General features: G+C 65.3%; 15 protein-coding genes. 8 read left to right on the plus strand and 7 right to left on the minus strand.

What is annotated here, in order from left to right; translation table 11 throughout:
* Positions 1-41 precede the first annotated feature (41 nt).
* A complete protein-coding gene (locus QW861_RS31600; protein WP_316193942.1) occupies positions 42-821 on the minus strand; it encodes an enoyl-CoA hydratase-related protein in 780 nt (259 codons plus the stop codon).
* Positions 822-987: 166 nt separating this feature from the next.
* Between QW861_RS31600 and QW861_RS31605 the strand changes: the two genes are divergently transcribed.
* Positions 988-2,262 (plus strand): acyl-CoA dehydrogenase family protein, encoded by a 1,275-nt coding sequence (locus QW861_RS31605; protein ID WP_316193943.1) that lies wholly within the window; start codon positions 988-990, stop codon positions 2,260-2,262.
* Between the two features lie 189 nt (positions 2,263-2,451).
* Here QW861_RS31605 and QW861_RS31610 read toward each other — a convergent pair whose 3' ends face one another.
* Both QW861_RS31610 and QW861_RS31615 read right to left on the minus strand, forming a co-directional pair.
* Positions 2,452-4,032, minus strand: a complete 1,581-nt coding sequence (locus QW861_RS31610) for a fatty acid--CoA ligase (RefSeq protein WP_315826367.1) — start codon at positions 4,030-4,032, stop codon at positions 2,452-2,454.
* 132 nt (positions 4,033-4,164) lie between these two features.
* On the minus strand, positions 4,165-5,040 hold the full coding sequence (locus QW861_RS31615; protein WP_315749193.1) for an SDR family oxidoreductase: 876 nt from the start codon (positions 5,038-5,040) through the stop codon (positions 4,165-4,167).
* A gap of 102 nt (positions 5,041-5,142) precedes the next feature.
* Between QW861_RS31615 and QW861_RS31620 the strand changes: the two genes are divergently transcribed.
* The 3 genes from QW861_RS31620 (at position 5,143) to ppc (ending at position 10,594) form a co-directional block, all read left to right on the plus strand.
* Positions 5,143-5,952, plus strand: a complete 810-nt coding sequence (locus QW861_RS31620) for a crotonase/enoyl-CoA hydratase family protein (protein ID WP_316193944.1) — start codon at positions 5,143-5,145, stop codon at positions 5,950-5,952.
* 175 nt (positions 5,953-6,127) lie between these two features.
* On the plus strand, positions 6,128-7,672 hold the full coding sequence (locus QW861_RS31625; RefSeq protein WP_316193945.1) for an acyl-CoA synthetase: 1,545 nt from the start codon (positions 6,128-6,130) through the stop codon (positions 7,670-7,672).
* 138 nt (positions 7,673-7,810) lie between these two features.
* Positions 7,811-10,594 (plus strand): phosphoenolpyruvate carboxylase, encoded by a 2,784-nt coding sequence (ppc, locus tag QW861_RS31630; RefSeq protein WP_315749197.1) that lies wholly within the window; start codon positions 7,811-7,813, stop codon positions 10,592-10,594.
* A gap of 63 nt (positions 10,595-10,657) precedes the next feature.
* Here the strand turns inward: ppc and QW861_RS31635 are convergent, their stop codons facing one another.
* From QW861_RS31635 to QW861_RS31650, 4 genes are all read right to left on the minus strand, one after another.
* Entirely contained in the window at positions 10,658-11,536 is an 879-nt protein-coding gene (locus QW861_RS31635; protein ID WP_315714998.1) for an SMP-30/gluconolactonase/LRE family protein, read from the minus strand.
* A 420-nt stretch (positions 11,537-11,956) separates the two neighbouring features.
* On the minus strand, positions 11,957-12,871 hold the full coding sequence (locus QW861_RS31640; protein WP_315749198.1) for an SDR family oxidoreductase: 915 nt from the start codon (positions 12,869-12,871) through the stop codon (positions 11,957-11,959).
* Positions 12,872-13,105: 234 nt separating this feature from the next.
* The gene (locus QW861_RS31645; protein ID WP_315749200.1) at positions 13,106-14,245 is read right to left on the minus strand and encodes a thiolase C-terminal domain-containing protein; all 1,140 of its coding nucleotides are present in this window, start codon (positions 14,243-14,245) and stop codon (positions 13,106-13,108) included.
* A 4-nt stretch (positions 14,246-14,249) separates the two neighbouring features.
* Positions 14,250-14,663 carry a Zn-ribbon domain-containing OB-fold protein gene (locus QW861_RS31650; RefSeq protein ID WP_315749201.1) on the minus strand — a complete coding sequence of 138 codons (414 nt, stop codon included), beginning with the start codon at positions 14,661-14,663 and terminating at the stop codon, positions 14,250-14,252.
* 191 nt (positions 14,664-14,854) lie between these two features.
* On the opposite strand from QW861_RS31650, the gene QW861_RS31655 reads away from it, so the two are divergent.
* The 4 genes from QW861_RS31655 to alkB all read left to right on the plus strand — a co-directional run bounded on the left by QW861_RS31655 (position 14,855) and on the right by alkB (position 18,169).
* A complete protein-coding gene (locus QW861_RS31655) occupies positions 14,855-15,178 on the plus strand; it encodes a hypothetical protein (protein WP_315749203.1) in 324 nt (107 codons plus the stop codon).
* A 6-nt stretch (positions 15,179-15,184) separates the two neighbouring features.
* Entirely contained in the window at positions 15,185-16,537 is a 1,353-nt protein-coding gene (locus QW861_RS31660) for an amidase (protein ID WP_315749204.1), read from the plus strand.
* A 234-nt stretch (positions 16,538-16,771) separates the two neighbouring features.
* Positions 16,772-17,515, plus strand: a complete 744-nt coding sequence (locus QW861_RS31665; RefSeq protein ID WP_315749205.1) for a 2OG-Fe(II) oxygenase — start codon at positions 16,772-16,774, stop codon at positions 17,513-17,515.
* Positions 17,516-17,518: 3 nt separating this feature from the next.
* Positions 17,519-18,169 carry a DNA oxidative demethylase AlkB gene (gene alkB / locus QW861_RS31670; protein ID WP_315714921.1) on the plus strand — a complete coding sequence of 217 codons (651 nt, stop codon included), beginning with the start codon at positions 17,519-17,521 and terminating at the stop codon, positions 18,167-18,169.
* Positions 18,170-18,198 lie beyond the last annotated feature (29 nt).

The following is an 18,198-nucleotide window of genomic DNA, read 5'->3' on the forward strand; positions in this document are numbered from 1 at the left end:
GCGCGCTCCGTGCGCCCCGGAATGATCGCCTTGGCGATGCGCTACCGCCCCAGCCATTTCGGCGGCCGCTTCTCCGAGAACGCCTTCGGCCCCTCAATGTAGTCCTGCGACTGGATCATCGCCTGCACCGCCGGGTAGTCGCGCTGCTCGGTGATGGCCTGCTCCAGCGACACCGCGAGGCCCTTCTCGATCGCCTGTTTGGAGGCGCGGATCGACATTGGCGAGTTCTTGGCGATGGTCTCGGCCCAACGCTCCGCGGCCGCCAGCGCCTCGCCCTGCGGTACGACCTCGTTGACGAAGCCGAGCTCGTGGCCCTCGCGGGCGCCGACATGGCGGCCGGTCAGGATCATGCCCATCGCGCGCTTCATGCCGATCTGGCGCGGCAGCCGCTGCAGCCCGCCGGCGAGCGCGGCGAGGCCGACGCGCGGCTCGGGCAACGCGAAGGTCGCATTCTCGGAGGCGATGATCAGGTCGCAGGCCAGCGCGATCTCGAAGCCGCCGCCCATCGCAACGCCGTTGACGGCCGCGATCAGCGGCTTGTCGCAATCGAAGCGCGAGGTCAGTCCGCCGAAGCCGCTTTTGCCCCAGCCGCGCGCGCCGCCGGCCGCCTGCCATTTCAGATCGTTGCCGGCGCAGAATGCCTTGTCGCCCTCGCCGGTGACGATCGCCACCCATTGCTCGGGATCGGCGGCGAAGCCGTCGAACACGCGCTCGAGCTCGTAATGCGCCTCGATGTGCAGGGCGTTGTAGACCTCGGGGCGCGCCAGGGTGACGATCGTGATCGGCCCCTTGCGCGTCACTCTCGAAAACTTCAGCTCCATCGGCCGTTCCTCCTGTTTTCTGATTGGCTGTCGCGCATCAGCTTAGCGCCTGCGCAGGTGTCGCAGTCATCCAAATACGCAACGGCGCTGCGCGCCACAAGCGCGCGACGGGAGGTCGCGCCCATCAGGACCAAGAACAACAACGAAACGCACAGGGAGACACGCCATGGATTTTTCCTTGCCGAAGGAATTGGTCGCCTACCTCGACGAGCTCGATCGCTTCATCGCCGCCGAGATCAAGCCGCTGGAGCAGGCCGACGACAACATCCGCTTCTTCGATCATCGTCGCGAATGGGCGCGCACCGATTTCGAGAATGGCGGCCTGCCGCGGCATGAGTGGGAGCAGCTGCTGCGCAAGGCCAAGGATCGTGCCGACGCGGCCGGGCACCTGCGCTTTGCGATCCCGAAGCGCTACGGCGGCAAGGACGGCTCGAACCTCTGGATGGCGGTGATCCGCGAGCATTTCGCGTCGAAGGGCCTCGGCCTGCACAACGACCTGCAGAACGAGCACTCGATCGTCGGCAATCTGCCGATCGTCACCATGCTCGACCGCTATGGCCGCGACGACCAGAAAGCGATGATCGACGGCTCGATCACCGGCAAGTACCGCATCACGTTCGGTCTCACCGAGCCGCATCACGGCTCGGACGCAACCCACATGGAAACCAAGGCGGAGCCGGCCACCCGCGACAACGTCAAGGGCTGGCTGATCAACGGCGAGAAGATGTGGACCACGGGCATGCACGTCGCCACCCATTGCGCATTGTTTGCGCGCACCTCGGGCAAGGACGGCGATGCCCGCGGCATCACCTGCTTCCTGGTGCCGGCCAAGACCGAGGGTGTGAAGGTCGAGGAGTATCTCTGGACCTTCAACATGCCGACCGATCATCCGCGGGTCAGCTTCACCGACGTGTTCGTGCCGGAGGATGCGCAGTTCGGCGAAGTCGGTCGCGGCCTGTCGCTGGCGCAGTGCTTCGTGCACGAGAACCGCATCCGGCAGGCGGCGAGCTCGCTCGGTGCGGCCGTATTCTGCATCAATGAGAGCGTGAACTACGCGCGTGAGCGCAAACCGTTCGGGAAGGCGCTGGCCGAGAACCAGGCGATCCAGTGGCCGCTGGTCGAGCTGGCGACGCAGGCCGAGATGCTGCGGCTGCTGATCCGCAAGACCGCCTGGGAGATGGACCAGCTCACCCAGGCGCAGGTCGAGCACACACTCTCCGACAAGGTCTCGATGTGCAACTACTGGGCTAACCGTCTGTGCTGCGAGGCGGCCGACCGCGCCATCCAGGTTCATGGCGGTATGGGCTACTCGCGCCACAAGCCGTTTGAGCACATCTACCGCCACCACCGCCGCTACCGCATCACCGAAGGCAGCGAGGAGATCCAAATGCGCAAGGTGGCGGGCTTCCTGTTCGGGTATATGGGGGTGAACAAGAGGTGAGGCGGTTGTAGTTGGAAGGCGGCCATCGTGAGCGTCAGCCAGCAATCCAGACCTTGTTGTTTGGCCCCTGGATTGCTTCGGCGCAAGGGCGCCTCGCAATGATGGCGTGGAAGGAGCGTACCCTCTCTCCACGCCATCGCGAGCGTGGCGAAGCGATCCAGAATGTCTCAGCAAGCACCTCGTTCTTGATCAATTCACCTGCCGATCCTTGCCCGCCCAGTACGGGTCGCGCAGATTCCTTCGCAGGATCTTGCCGGACGGGTTGCGCGGCAGGGCGTCGAGGAAGTCGACGCTCTTCGGCGTCTTGAAGCCGGCGATGCGGGTGCGGGTGAAATTGATGATGTCGGTCTCGGTGGCGCGCTTGCCGGGCTTCATCACGACGATCGCCTTGACGGCCTCGCCCCATTTCTCGTCGGGAATGCCGATCACGGCGGCCTCGGCGACATCGGGGTGGTCGCAGATCGCGCTCTCGACCTCGGCCGGATAGATGTTCTCGCCGCCGGAGATGATCATGTCCTTGATGCGGTCGTGGATGTAGACGTAGCCGTCCTCGTCCATGTAGCCGGCATCACCCGTGCGCAGCCAGCCGTCCTTGCCGAGCGTGCGTGCGGTCGCCTCCGGCAGGTTCCAGTAGCCGGTCATGTTGGAGCCGGAGCGGGTGGCGATCTCGCCGACCTGCCGCGGCGGCAGCGGGTTGCCCGAGGGATCGATGATCGCGACTTCGACGCCCGGCAGCGGCTTGCCGGCCGAGCGCATCCGCTCCAGCCCTTCGACGTGATCCTCGGGCGGCAGCGCGATGATGGTGCCCGTGGTCTCGGTCATGCCGTACATCTGCACGAAGCCGCATTTGAACACCTCGATGCATTCCTTCAGCAGCGCCGCCGGGATCGGCGAGGCGCCGTAGAGCATGTATTTGAGCCGCGAGAAGTCGACTTGCCGCGCTCGCGGCTGCCGGACCACGAACTGCATCGCGGCGGGTACCATGAACAGCTTGGTGATGCCGGACTGTTCGAAGAAGTCGAGGATCTTCGTGGGATCGAACTCGCGCGCGATCACGCCGCGGGCGCCGTGGTAAAGGCTCATCAGGCCCCAGCCGGAGCCGCCGATGTGGAAGATCGGCATCGCGATCAGCGAGACGTCGTCGGTCGTCCATTTATTCCAGTCCGGCTTCTCCTCGGGATTGCCGGTGTTGACGAGGTTGAGGAAGTTGGCGTGCGACAGCATCGCGCCTTTCGGCTTGCCGGTGGTACCGGAGGTGTAGAGCTGCAGCGCGATGTCCTTCGGCGTGATCGCCTCGCCGGGAGCGTCGGCGCTCTGCGCGTCGCGCCAAGCCGTGTAGTCCTGCCATTCCGGCGCGCCGCCTTCGGTGGTGATGATGTGCCGCACGCTCGGAATCTGGTCGCGGATGTTGCGGATCATCGTGATGAACTCGGGACCGACGAACAGGGCAGGCGCCTTGCAGTCCTCGACGATGAAGGCGACCTCGGGACCGGCGAGGCGCCAGTTCACCGGCGCCATCACGACGTTGGCCTTCATGGCGCCGACCAGCAGCTCGAAATAGATGTCGCTGTTCTTGCCGAAATAGGCGATTCGCTCATGCGGCTTGATGCCGATCGCCTTCAGCGCGTTGGCAACCTGGTTGGTCTTGCGGTCGAATGCGGCGAAGCTGGTGAGGCGGCCTTCGAACTCATAGGCGGTGGCGGAGCCAAGCGCTTCCGCCTGCCTGCGCACGACGTCGACGAGCGTCGACGCTGCCGTCGTGACGGACATGTTTCCCCTCCGATTGCGTCTTGTTCTTTGTTCGATGTCTTGTCGTGGTCCTCGCCCCGGATTGCGCCGGAGCAAGCATCTCTCGATCAGTCTACAGGGAGCAGGTCGCCGATCAACAGGGTGATTGCGCCATCAGCTCGTGCGCGTCGCGCGATCCTTTTCGTTCTGCGCCTTGATCGACTCCTTGGCCTTGGTCCAGTCGTCGTCGCTCCAGTCGCGCAGCTGATAGAAGTTGCCGCCCATCGCCAGCGCCTGGGCACCGTCCATCGCGATGGTCTCGCCGTTGATCCAGTTGCAGCCGCCGGAGATCAGGAACACCGCGAGGTTCTGCAGCTCCTCCATGGTGCCGACGCGACCCATCGGGTTCATGGCCTTGGTCCGCGCGCCGGCCTCGTCACCGGGCTTGATGCGCTTGCTCATGCCTTCGGTCGGGATTTCGCCGGGTGCGATGGTGTTGAGGCGGATGCCGTAGCGGCCCCATTCAGTCGCGAGCGACATCGTCATGGCGTGGATCGCCGACTTGCTCATCGCCGAGGGCACCACGTAAGGCGAGCCGTTGCGCACCCAGGTCACCGTGATCGACACGACGTTGCCCGGCTGCTTCGCGGCGATCCAGCGCTTGCCGACGGCGTGCGTCACGTAGAACGTGCCGTGCATCACGATGTTGGCGACGGCATCGAAGCCGCGCGGGCTCAATTCCTCGGTGCGGGAAATGAAGTTGCCGGCCGCGTTGTTGATGAGATCGGTGAGACCGCCTTCCTGGAAGATGGCCTCGATCATGTCCTCCACCGCCATGGCATTGCGGATGTCGACGCCATGGCTGGTCACACGGCCGCCGTAGAGGTCCATCAGTTCGGTCGCGGTCTCGTCGCAGACGATTTTCCGCCGGCCGCAAATATGCACTTCGGCGCCGAGTTGCAGGAAGCGCGCAGCCATCGCTTTGCCAAGGCCCGTGCCGCCGCCGGTCACCAGAATGCGTCGACCTTCGAGGAGATTGTCCTTGAACATGGGAGTTTCCGCCTGACATGTTGTGAGTTAATTGGTCGATTGACTAAATCGCTCCGACAGCCTTCTGTAAAGTCACAAAGACATCCGTAGGGAGACCGCTCGATGGACAACCGCCTCGCGATCGAGATCAAGGACGGCGTCGCCGATGTTCGCCTGGTTCGCGCCGACAAGATGAATGCGTTGGACATGGAGATGTTCGAGGCGCTGGTCGCGGCGACCGACCGGCTGTCGAAGGAGAAGGGCCTGCGGGCGGTGGTGCTGTCCGGCGAGGGCCGCGCCTTCTGCGCTGGCCTCGACATGGGCCGCTTCGCGGCGATGAAGGATTCCGGCGGCAACGGCATACCCGGCGGCGAGAAGCGCGACCTCACCATTCGCACGCACGGCAAGGCCAACTTCGCGCAGCAGGCGGTATGGGGCTGGCGGCAGTTGCCGGTGCCGGTGATTGCTGCAGTGCATGGCGTCGCCTATGGCGGTGGCTTCCAGCTCGCACTCGGCGCCGACATGCGCTACGTCGCGCCGGACACCAAGATGTCGATCATGGAGATCAAGTGGGGTCTGGTGCCCGACATGGCGGGCACGCCGATCCTGGCCACCCTGATGCGCGACGACATCCTGCGCGAGTTGACCTACACGGGCCGGGTGTTCTCGCCGGAGGAAGGCCAGTCCTACGGCCTCGTCACCCGCATCTGCGCCGATCCGCGCGCGGCTGCGCTGGAGACCGCGCGTGAGATCGCGGCCAAGAATCCGGATGCGATCCGCGCCGCCAAGCGGATGCTGAACAATCTCTCGGTCGATCCGGGGCCGGCGCTGCTCGCCGAATCGGTCGAGCAGCAGAAGCTGATCGGCAGCCCGAACCAGCTCGAATCGGTGCGCGCCAACATCGAGAAGCGCGCGCCGAAGTTTGCTGACTGAGTCCGTCATTCCGGGATGCCCCGAAGGAGCAGGCCCGGAATCTCGAGATTCTCCGGTGCGCAACTGCGCACCTGAGTTCGATGCTCCGCGCAAAACGGCTCCGCCGTTTTCGCGGCGCATCGCCCCGGATTGATGGCGGAAACTCAAACCGATGCCAGATCGGATAACAAAGAAAATGGAAACGTCCTCCCTGTTCTGCGGCATCATCTCCGGCGGGCGCCGGCGCAGCCACGCCGAAATCGCCGACCGCGCCGCGCGGATCGCCAGCGGCCTCGCGCAACTCGGCGTACGCCAGGGCGATTGCGTCTGCATGCTGATGCGCAACGACATCGCCTTCATCGAGGCGGCCTATGGCGCGATGCGGCTGGGCGCCTATGGCGTGCCGGTGAACTGGCACTTCAAGCCGGAGGAGATCGACTACATCCTCAAGGACTCCGCGACGCGCGTGCTGATCGGTCACGCCGATCTGCTGCATCAGCTTCGCGGCCTGATTCCACCCGGAGGCACCGTGCTCAGCGTGCCGACGCCGCCGGAGATCCTGTCCAACTACAAGATCGGCGCGGATCTGCTCGCAACACCGGAGTTCGCGACCGACCTGGAAAGCTGGCTGACACAGCAGAGCCCGTACGAGGGGCCGCAGGTGCCGCAGCCGCAGAACATGATCTACACCTCCGGCACGACCGGTCATCCCAAGGGCGTCCGCCGCAATGCGCCGACGGTGGAGCAGGCCGCCTCGGCCGAGCGCATGCGCGCGTTGATCTACGGGCTGAAGCCGAACGCGCGCGCGCTGCTGCCGGGGCCGCTGTATCATTCGGCGCCGAACGCCTTCGGCCTGCGGGCGGGCCGGCTCGGCGGCGCGCTGGTGCTGATGCCGCGTTTCGAGCCGGAGGCGTTTCTCGACGTCATCCAGACAGAGCGGATCGATACCATCTTCATGGTGCCGACCATGTTCATCCGGCTGATGAAGCTGCCGGAGGAGGTTCGCCGCCGCTACGACGTCTCGTCGTTGCGCCATGTCATTCACGCTGCCGCGCCGTGCCCGGCCGACGTCAAGCGCGCGATGATCGACTGGTGGGGGCCGGTCATCTACGAGTTCTACGGCTCGACCGAATCCGGTGCCGTGACCTTCGCGACCTCCGAGGACGCGCTGCGCAAGCCCGGCACCGTCGGCAAGGTCTCGCCGGGCGCGGAGCTGCGCTTTCTCGGCGAGGACGGTCGCATCCTGCCGCAGGGCGAGATCGGCGAGATCTATTCGCGCATCGCGGGCAATCCGGATTTCACCTATCACAACAAGCCGGAGAAGCGTGCCGAGATCGACCGCGACGGCTTCATCACCTCGGGCGATGTCGGCTACATGGATGCCGAGGGCTACGTCTTCCTGTGCGACCGCAAGCGCGACATGGTGATCTCTGGCGGCGTAAACATCTATCCCGCCGAGATCGAAGCCGTGCTGCATGCCGTGCCCGGCGTGCATGATTGCGCCGTGTTCGGCATCCCAGATGCCGAGTTCGGAGAAGCCCTGATGGCCGTGGTCGAGCCGCAGCCGGGCGTGACGCTTGACATTGGGGAGATGAGGGCCCGGCTGAGAGCGTCGCTGGCCGATTACAAGGTGCCCAAGCACATCGAGATCCACGAGAAGCTGCCGCGCGAGGACTCCGGCAAGATCTTCAAGCGGCGGCTGCGCGATCCCCATTGGGAGCAGGCGGGGCGGAAAATATGATGATGGGCCCGCACTTGGCGGCGAAGGGAGGCGAGACCGACATTGAATAGGGCAGGCGACGCCTCTTTCTTGATCTTGCGCTGCGGTATAGATACGGCAGACTGACCCGTAAATGGGCAGCTGCTGGAGAGCGCATCCATGTCGCCGCAAGCCATGACAGAGGAAATCCGTCCCAACCGCGCCGCCGAGGCGCAGGCCATGGAGGAGGACGCGCGGCTCCGGGACGATATCCGGCTGCTCGGCCGCATCCTCGGCGATACCGTCCGCGACCAGGAAGGCGCCGAATTGTTCGACCTCGTCGAGCGCATCCGCCAGACCTCGGTGCGCTTCCACCGCGACGAGGACCGCCAGGCGCGGCGCGAGCTGGAGCAGATCCTCGACGGCATGACGACGGCTGAGACGGTCCGCATCGTCCGCGCCTTCAGCTATTTCTCGCACCTCGCCAACATTGCCGAGGACCAGAACAACATCCGACGCATGCGTGCCAGGAGCGACTCCAATGGCGGGGCCGGCATGCTGGCGGCGACGCTCGCTCACGCAAAATCCGCCGGGTTCGAGGCTTCCGATCTGCGCAAGTTCTTCTCGACGGCGCTGGTCAGTCCGGTCCTGACCGCGCACCCGACCGAGGTGCGGCGCAAGAGCACGATGGATCGCGAGATGGAGATCGCGATGCTGCTCGACCGCCGCGAGCGGATGCAGTTGACGCCGGACGAGCGCGAGGCCAATGACGAGGCGCTGCGCCGCGCCGTGCTGACCTTGTGGCAGACCAACCTGCTGCGCCGGACCAAGCTGACGGTGCTCGACGAGGTCACCAACGGCCTGTCGTTCTACGACTACACGTTTCTGCGTGAGGTGCCGCGTCTGCTGTGCTCGCTCGAGGATCGGCTCAATGACGGAGCGGAGGTGGCAGGCGATCTCGCCTCGTTCCTGCGAATGGGGAGCTGGATCGGCGGCGACCGGGACGGCAATCCGTTCGTCACCGCCGAGGTGATGCGCGGGACGCTCAAGCTGCAATCCAGCCTGGCGCTGCACTACTATCTCGAGGAACTGCATCTGCTCGGCAGCGAGCTGTCCATCGCCGCGCATCTCGCCGATGTCTCCGAGGAGCTGCGTGCGCTGGCCGAGCGCTCGCCGGACACGTCGCCGCATCGTCGCGGCGAGCCATATCGTCTGGCGGTGTCCGGCATCTATGCGCGCTTGGCGGCGACGGCGAAGAAGCTCGGTATCCAGATCAGCCGGCTTCCCGTGGCGGCGGTGGCGCCTTACGACAGCGTCAAGCAGATGCAGGATGATCTCGACGTGCTGCATCACTCGCTGATCGCCAACAATGCCGAGGTGATCGCCCGCGGGCGGCTGCGGCTGCTGCGGCGTGCAGTGGATTGCTTCGGCTTCCATCTGGCCCGGCTCGACATCCGCCAGAATTCGGCGGTGCACGAGCGCACCGTCGCCGAGCTGATCGACACCGCGATGCCGGGCATGTCCTACATGGCGCTGAGCGAGGATGCCAGGGTCGGCCTGCTTGTCAGCGAGCTGCGCAATGCGCGGCCGCTGGTGTCGCAATTCGTCAAGTACAGCGACGAGACCGTCGGCGAGCTCGCGCTGTTCCGCGCGGCCGCCGAGGCGCACGCGACGTTCGGTGCCGACGTGATTCCCCAGTGCATCATCTCGATGTGCAAGGGCATGTCGGACATGCTCGAGGTGGCACTGCTGCTCAAGGAGGTCGGCCTGATCGACCCTTCGGGCCGCTGCGCCGTCAACATCGTGCCGCTGTTCGAGACGATCGAGGACCTGCAGGCGTCCAGCGGCATCATGGACCGCATGCTGGCGCTGCACGATTACCGCCGCCTGGTCGACAGCCGCGGCGCCGTGCAGGAGGTCATGCTCGGCTATTCCGACAGCAACAAGGACGGCGGTTTCGTCACCTCGGGCTGGGAGCTCTACAAGGCGGAGATCGGCCTCGTCGACATCTTCGAGCGCCACGGCATCCGGCTCAGGCTGTTCCACGGCCGCGGTGGATCGGTCGGCCGCGGCGGCGGACCGAGCTACGACGCCATCATCGCCCAGCCGGGCGGCGCGGTGAACGGCCAGATCCGCATCACCGAGCAGGGCGAGATCATCTCCAGCAAATATTCCAACGCCGAGGTCGGACGTAACAATCTGGAAATTCTCGCCGCCGCGACGCTCGAGGCCAGCCTGCTGCATCCGCGGCAGCCGGCGCCGAAGCGCGAATATCTCACCGCGATGGACCGGCTCTCGGAGCTCGCGTTCAAGGCCTATCGCGGCCTGGTCTACGAGACCGACGGCTTCGTCGACTATTTCTGGGCCTCGACCGTCATCAACGAGATCGCGACCTTGAACATCGGCAGCCGCCCGGCCTCGCGCAAGAAAACCCGCGCGATCGAGGACCTGCGTGCGATCCCCTGGGTGTTCTCCTGGGCGCAGTGCCGGCTGATGCTGCCGGGCTGGTACGGCTTCGGCAGCGCGGTCGAGACCTGGATCGCGGAAAATCCGGAGCAGGGCATGCCGTTCCTGCGCGAACTTTATCAGGAATGGCCGTTCTTCCGCATGCTGCTGTCGAACATGGACATGGTGCTCGCCAAGAGCTCGATCGCCATAGCCTCGCGCTATGCCGAGCTGGTCCCGGACGAGGCCCTGCGCGAAAAGATCTTCGGCCGCATCCGGCGCGAATGGAATCTGGTGATCGAGACTTTGCTCGACATCACGGGGCAGGAGCGGCTGCTGCAGGGCAACCCGCTGCTGGAGCGCTCGGTGCGCAACCGCTTTCCCTATCTCGATCCGCTCAACCACGTGCAGGTCGAGCTGCTCAAGGAGCATCGCGCGCAGAACCCGGACGAGCAGGTGCTGCGCGGGATTCAACTAACGATCAACGGCATCTCGGCGGGGTTGAGAAATACGGGATGAGGGCGAGTGGCGAGTAGCGAATAGAGGGTCTATTCGCTACTCCCTATTCGCCATTCGCTATCTTCAGGGCTTCAGCGCACCCTGCGCACTCGTATAGACCGCATAGAGCGACGTCGAGCCGCAGATGTAGAGCCGATTACGCTGCTGGCCGCCGAAGCACAGATTGGCGACGGTTTCCGGAATGTGAATCTTGCCCAGCAACGTTCCGTCCGGGGCATAGCAACGTACGCCGTCCTCGTTCGGATCGCCCCAGCCGACCGAGCACCAGACCCGCCCGTCGCGATCACATCGGACGCCGTCGGAGATGCTGGGCTTAGGCATTTCGGCGAAGACCTTGCTGTTCGTCAGCTTGCCGGCGGCGTGATCGACGTCGAACACGCGGATATGCGCGGGATTGTCGGGCCCGTCAGTGAAGCCAGTGTCGATGACGTAAAGCTTCGTTTCGTCGGGTGAGAAGGCGAGCCCATTGGGCTCGACGAAGTCGTCGGCAACGACCTTGACCTCTCCCGATTTCGGATCGACCCGATAGACATTGTGCTTGTCCTGCTCGGGCGCCGCCTTGAGGCCCTCATAGAAGCCACCGATGCCGTAGACCGGATCGGTGAACCATATTGCGCCGTCGGCCGCGACCACTGCATCGTTCGGCGAATTCAATCGCTTTCCATTATAGCTGTCGGCGATGATCGTGATCGAGCCATCGAGCTCGGTGCGAGTGACCCGCCGACCGCTATGTTCACACGTGATCAGCCGTCCTTCTCGATCGATGGTGTTGCCGTTGGAATTCATCGACGGCTGCCGATAGACGCTGAGGTGACCATCGTCCTCGGAGAACCGCATGATGCGATTGTTCGGGATGTCGCTGAACAGCAGATAGCGACCGGCGGCAAAATAGACCGGGCCTTCGGCCCAGCGCATTCCGGTCGCGACGCGTTCTACGGCCATCGTGCCCGCGAAGGCAGGAAACTCCGCCGGCCCGAATGACAGCTTGGGTTTTTTCGACGACTCCAGGTGAGAGTCCGGATAGCGGCTGCCCGGCAAGGGACCGAGAGGCAGCGGATCTGTCGAGATTGTCGGTGCCCCGGTCTGGCCGAAGGGCGTGACGGTTGCAGCCGATGCTGACGTCACGGTTGCCGCGGCAGCGGCGAATGCCGCGGCTCCTTTCAGCAATCTGCGCCTGTCGAAGCCATCTGCTCCGACCAGCGAGTTCTGCGCGACGTCGTGTCGTGGAGTCGTCATATGTGTCCTCCCATTTTTTTGTTGGGAGGCGACCATACGACAGAATCGTGGCGACGTGCGGGTCGTCTCGATAAAAAACAACTTGAGAGTGTGTGCGCTGCGAATGGACTTTGCGCGCTGCAAATCTCAGATCGGGTCCCAGCCGAACACGTCGGCGGAACGATCGAGCTTGTAGAACGACGGCTTCAGTGCCGGCATGCCATGCTCCGCAATGGTCTGCGGCGTCCAGCCTTCGCCGCGGTGCACCGAGCGCAATGGGCGCGACTGGCTCATCAGGAAGATCTCGTTCATGCGAACGGCGAAGATCTGGCCGGTGACGTCTTTCGAGGCATCGCCGAGCAGATAGGCGACGACGGGCGCGATCTTCTCGGGCCCCATCCGCTTCATGCGTTCGACGCGTTCCTTCTCGGCCTCGGTCTCCGCCGGGATGGTGCCGATCATTCGGCTCCAGGCAAACGGCGAGACGCAATTGGAACGCACGTTGAAGCGGCCCATGTCGAGCGCGATCGACTTCGACAGGCCGACGATGCCGAGCTTCGCCGCGGCGTAATTGGCCTGGCCATAATTGCCGATCAGGCCCGAGGTCGAGGTGAAATGGACGAAGGAGCCGCTCTCCTGCTCGCGGAACAGCCGCGCGGCGGAGTGAGCGACATAGAACGACCCCATCAGGTGGACCTTGATGACGGCTTCGAACGCCTCGATGCTCATCTTGTGGAAGATCATGTCGCGCAGGATGCCGGCATTGTTGACCACGCCATCGAGCTTGCCGAAATGGTCGGTGGCGGCCTTCACGATCCTGCTGGCCGGGATCGCCTCGGACACGCTCTCGAAATTCGCCACCGCCGTGCCGCCGCGCTTCTTGATTTCCTCGACCACTTCCTCCGCCGGCGCTGCGCTGGTGCCCGAGCCGTCGGAGGCGACGCCGGGATCGTTGACCACGACCTTGGCGCCTTCGGCGGCGCACAGCAGCGCGATCTCGCGGCCGATGCCGCGGCCGGCGCCGGTGACGATGACGACTTTGTCCTGGAGCGATTTGGTCATGAGAGGCTCTCCTTAGCGTGATGTGCTGTTCATCCTGCCCCGTTTGCGTCAGGGCTATTGCATTTGACGAGACAGCTCAGATCAGCCGGGCTGCCTGCCGATATGTTGCTCCGTCATGCCCGGGCTTGTCCCGGGCATCCACGTCGTTCCGAGGGCGCCGGACGACGTGGATGGCCGGGACAAGCCCGGCCATGAAGACAAAACGAAAGAAAGCGACCGGAACGGCGAGCGTCGTTACCTCTCGTTGGTGAAGATGATCGTCCCCGACGCGGCGAACATGCCGCCGACGCCGTGGCACACCGAGATCTTGGCTCCGGGTACCTGCGCCGGGGCGATGCCACGCATCTGGCGCACGCTCTCCTGCAACGCATACATGCCGTACATGCCCGAATGCATGTAGGACAGGCCGCCGCCATTGGTGTTGAGCGGCAGCTTGCCGCCGGGCCGTGTGTGACCGGCTGCGATGAACGGCCCGGTCTCCTCATGCGGCATGAAGCCGAGATCACCGAGACCGAACAGCGGCAGATGCGCGAACGCGTCGTAGATCATGAGATGGTCGACGTCGGCATGGCCGATGCCGGCCTCCTTGAAGGCGAGGGGGCCCGCGACCTTGAAGGCACGCGATGAATTGAACGTCTCCATCTGGCTGACCATCGGCGTCTCCACGCTTTCGCCGGTGCCGAGAACATAGACTGGCCTCTGCGGAAAATCCTTGGCGCGATCGGCCGAGGTCAGGATCAGCGCGCCGCCGCCATCGGTGACGAGGCAGCATTGCAGCAGCCGGAACGGGTAGGCGATCATGCGCGAGTTCAGCACGTCCTCGACGGTGATCGGGTCCTTCATCATCGCGCGCGGGTTCTTTGCCGCCCATTCGCGCTGTACGACGGCAACCATCGCCAACTGCTCATGGGTGATGCCGTACGTCTTCATGTAGCGCAGCACGGGGATCGGGAACATGCTGGGCGGCCCGTAGACGCCGAACGGCGCCTCGAACTGGCCCTGCAGGCTGTCCGGCGGGATCGAGCGCGGCAGCTTGCCGATCATCGATTTGCCGCTCTCGGCGTGGGTGATCAGCACGGTCTTGCATAGGCCGGCCTCGATCGCAGCCGCGGCGTGGCGGACATGCAGCATGAAGGAGCAGCCGCCGACCGAGGTGCCATCGACCCAGGTCGGCGTGATGCCGAGATAATGACAGATCTGCTGCGGCGTCTCGACCGCGGTGGCGAAGCCGTCGATGTCCGACAGCTTGAGCCCGGCATCGGCGATGGCATTCAGCGCCGCGTCCGCATGCAGCTGGATCTGCGACATCGTCGGGATGATTCCGAGCTCGGTGGTCTCGGCCGCGCCGACCACGGCCACCTGGTTTCGACGCATGGCGCTATCCTTTCGCCGGCCGGAACAGGGGCAGGGTGATCTGCTCGTCCATTTTCTCGAATGTGACTTCGAGGGCCATGTCGAGCTCCAATGCCTCCGGTGTCTGCGGGCAGCCCGTGATGTTGCTCATCATGCGCGGGCCCTCTTCGAGCGCCACGACGGCAATGGCGTAGGGCGGCGTGAAGCCGGGCGCAGGGGGACGATGGTTGATGACGTAGCTGTAGAGCGTGCCTTTGCCCGTGGCCTTGAAGACGCTGACCTTGCGGCTGGCGCAGGCCGGACAGAATGGGCGCGGCGGGAAGTAGACGTGGGCACAGGCGTCGCAGCGCTGCAGCCGCAATTCGCCGGCGCGGGTACCGTCCCAGAAATGCTGCGTCTCGGGTGTCGGTTTGGGGCGTGCACGCATAGGCTCGGCCATCCCGGTTGATCCTCCCTGCGGCGGGCTCCGTCGCCCGCTCCTTTGCATCCGTGATGCGCCATTTGACGCAGACGCGTCAACGGTCCATCACGCCACGCATGCGGCCCTCCGGGAGGCGCAGAGGTGTTTGGACGGCAATTGCCGCCTGATGAAAATTGGTCTTTGATGCTGGGAGTATGATCGGAGCCGAGATGAAGCTGCGTGACATCGCCCATTCCAGAACCGGCGACAAGGGTGACACCTCGAACATCTCGGTCATCGCCTACGACCCCAAGGATTACCCGCTGCTGCTCGCACAAGTCACGGCCGAGCGGGTGAAGGCGCACTTCGCCGGCATTGTCCAGGGCGAGGTGGTCCGCTATGAGCTGCCCAACATTGCGGCGCTGAATTTCGTGATGAGCCGGGCGCTCGGCGGCGGGGTCACCCGGTCGCTCGCGCTGGATGCGCACGGCAAGTCGCTGAGTTCCGCGCTGCTCGATCTGGACATCGCGGCCGATGCCGCAGACACGCGATAGGATGCCATGACCGTTTCGAATCCGACCCTGGCCGCGCTGGCCGACGATCTCGCCGCCGGTCGCACCACGTCCCGCAAGCTGGTGGAGGAGTGTCTCGCCCGGATCGCCGATCCCGCCGGTGAGGGCCAGCGCGCCTTCATCCATGTCGACAAGGAGGCCGCGCTGGCGGCGGCCGACGGCATGGACGCGCTGCGCAAGGCCAATGCGGCGCCGTCGCCCTACGCCGGCATTCCGGTCTCGATCAAGGACCTGTTCGACATCAAGGGCCAGGTCACCCGCGCCGGCTCGAGGGCGCTGGAGGATTCCGCGCCGGCCGAGGCCGATGCGCCGGCGGTGGCGCGGCTGCGCCGGGCCGGCTTCGTCGTGATCGGCCGCACCAACATGACCGAGTTCGCCTATTCCGGCATCGGCATCAACCCGCATTACGGCACGCCGAAGAGCGCCTGGAAGCGCGACGTCGGCCATGTGCCCGGCGGCTCGTCGTCGGGCGCCGCGGTCTCGATCGTCGATCGCATGGCCTATGGCGCGCTCGGCACCGACACCGGCGGCTCCTGCCGCATTCCCGCGGCCTTCAACGGCATCACGGGCTACAAGCCGACGCAGGCCCGCGTGCCGCTCGACGGCGGCGTGCCGCTGTCGACCACGCTCGACAGCTTTGGGCCGCTCGCCAACACGGTCGCCTGCTGTGCCGTCCTCGATTCCGTGCTGGCCGACGAGCCGGTCCGCCCGCTCGCGTCGCGCCCGGTGAAGGGTTTGCGGCTTGCGGTGCCCACCACGGTCGTGCTCGACGAGCTCGATGTCGAGGTCGCCGAGACCTTTGAGCGGGCGCTGCAGACGCTGGCGAAGCAGGGGGCGCTCATCGAGCGTATCGAATTCCCCGAGTTCCTCGACGTCGGCCTGATCGGCATGAAGGGCGGTTTCGCCGCCGCGGAGAGCTATGCCTGGCACCGCTTCCTGCTGACAGCCAAGGGCGACGTCTACGATCCGCGCGTGTCCGTCCGCATCATGCGCGGCGAGGCGATCACCGTGCCGGATTACATCGAGATGCTCAACGCGCGCCGCTCGCTGGTGAAGCGCGCCGCTGCACGCATCGCGCCCTACGATGCGCTGGCGATGCCGACCACGGCCAACGCGCCGCCTGTCATCGCCGATCTCGCCGACGACCAGGCCTTCGCCCGCGAGAACATCCGCGCTTTGCGCAATTGCACCTTCATCAACATGATCGACGGCTGCGCCATCTCGCTGCCGGCGCACCGCCACGGCGAGGTCCCGGTCGGCCTGATGCTGGCGCAGTCCGGCGGCCACGACCGCAAGCTGCTGGAGATCGCGGCGGGCATCGAGGGCGTGGTGCGGGGCTGAGTAGGGAAAGAGCCCGGCGTTCCGACGCCGGATGGGAACCTGTCGTCGTTACGGTATCATCGACATGGATGCTACCGGAAATCGGGTGGTGCCCCGCTGGCCACTCCGTAACACTGTCGTCATTCCGGGATGCGCGCCCTTGCGCGCAGGCGCGGAATACATAACCACGACCGTGCGTATGGATTCCGGGCTCGTCGCTTCGCGCCGCTCCGGAATGACAGCTGGAATGTCCGAATGACCAGGCTCAAACAGGCTGCGCTCGACATCGATACTCCCGCCGCGATCGGGATCGACCAGCTCGATTGGGCGATGGTCGAACGCGATCTCGATTCCAGCGGCTGCGCCGTGTTGACGCAGCTGCTGTCGTCGGAGGATTGCCGCGCCCTGGCGGCGCTCTATCCGGACGACCGGCACTTCCGCAGCCGCGTCGTCATGGCGCGGCATGGTTTCGGCCGCGGCGAGTACAAATATTTCAGTTATCCGCTGCCCGATCCGATCGCGCAGTTGCGGCCGCGGCTCTATTCGCATCTGGTCGCGATCGCCAACCGCTGGAATGCGACGATGGGGATCGACATCCAATATCCCGCCGAGCACGACGACTTCCTGGCGCGCTGTCATCAGGCCGGCCAGACGCGGCCAACGCCGCTCTTGCTGCAATATGTCGAGGGCGACTACAACTGCCTGCATCAGGATCTCTATGGCGAGCACGTGTTTCCGCTGCAGGTCGCGATCCTGCTGTCGGAGCCGGGGCGCGATTTCGAGGGAGGCGAGTTCGTGCTGACCGAGCAGCGGCCGCGCATGCAGTCGCGCGCCGAGGTGGTGCCGCTCCGGCAGGGCGATGCGGTGGTGTTCGCGGTCCACAATCGCCCGGTCCAGGGCACGCGCGGCAGCTACCGTGTCAACATGCGTCATGGCGTGAGCCGGCTGCGTTCCGGCCGGCGGCATACGCTCGGCGTGATCTTTCACGATGCGAAGTAGCATATGACGGATCTGTTCGATGGATTTGAGATCGCCGGACCGGCGCGCGAGCCGCTCGCGCCCGGCGCGGTGCTGCTGCGTGGTTTTGCGCAGCCACATGCGACGGAGCTTCTGGCCGCGATCGAGGCGATCACCGCGCAGGCGCCGTTCCGCCGGATGATCACGCCCGGCGGGCACCAGATGTCGGTGGCCATGACGAATTGCGGCTCGGTCGGCTGGGTGACGGACCGCAGCGGCTATCGCTACGATCCCGTTGATCCAGACAGCGGACAGAGGTGGCCGGCGATGCCGCCGCTGTTGCGACAGCTCGCCGAGCAGGCGGCGAGCGAGGCAGGCTTTGCCGCCTTCGCGCCCGATGCCTGCCTGATCAATTGCTACGAGCCCGGCGCCAAGATGTCGCTGCATCAGGATCGCGACGAGCGCGACGTCGGCGCGCCGATCGTCTCGGTGTCATTGGGCCTTCCCGCGACGTTCCTGTTCGGCGGCCTCAAGCGCTCCGACAAGACGCAACGCTATCGGCTGGCCCATGGCGACGTCGTCGTCTGGGGCGGCCCGGCGCGGCTCGCCTTTCACGGCGTCGCGCCGCTCGCCGATGGCGAGCATGCTCGGCTCGGCCGCCGGCGCATCAACCTGACGTTCCGCCGCGCCCGATAGTCCTGGCCGCTCTGTGACGTTCCTCATTT

It is taken from the genome of Bradyrhizobium sp. SZCCHNRI1029 (genome assembly GCF_032487555.1).
Classification (GTDB): Bacteria; Pseudomonadota; Alphaproteobacteria; order Rhizobiales; family Xanthobacteraceae; genus Bradyrhizobium.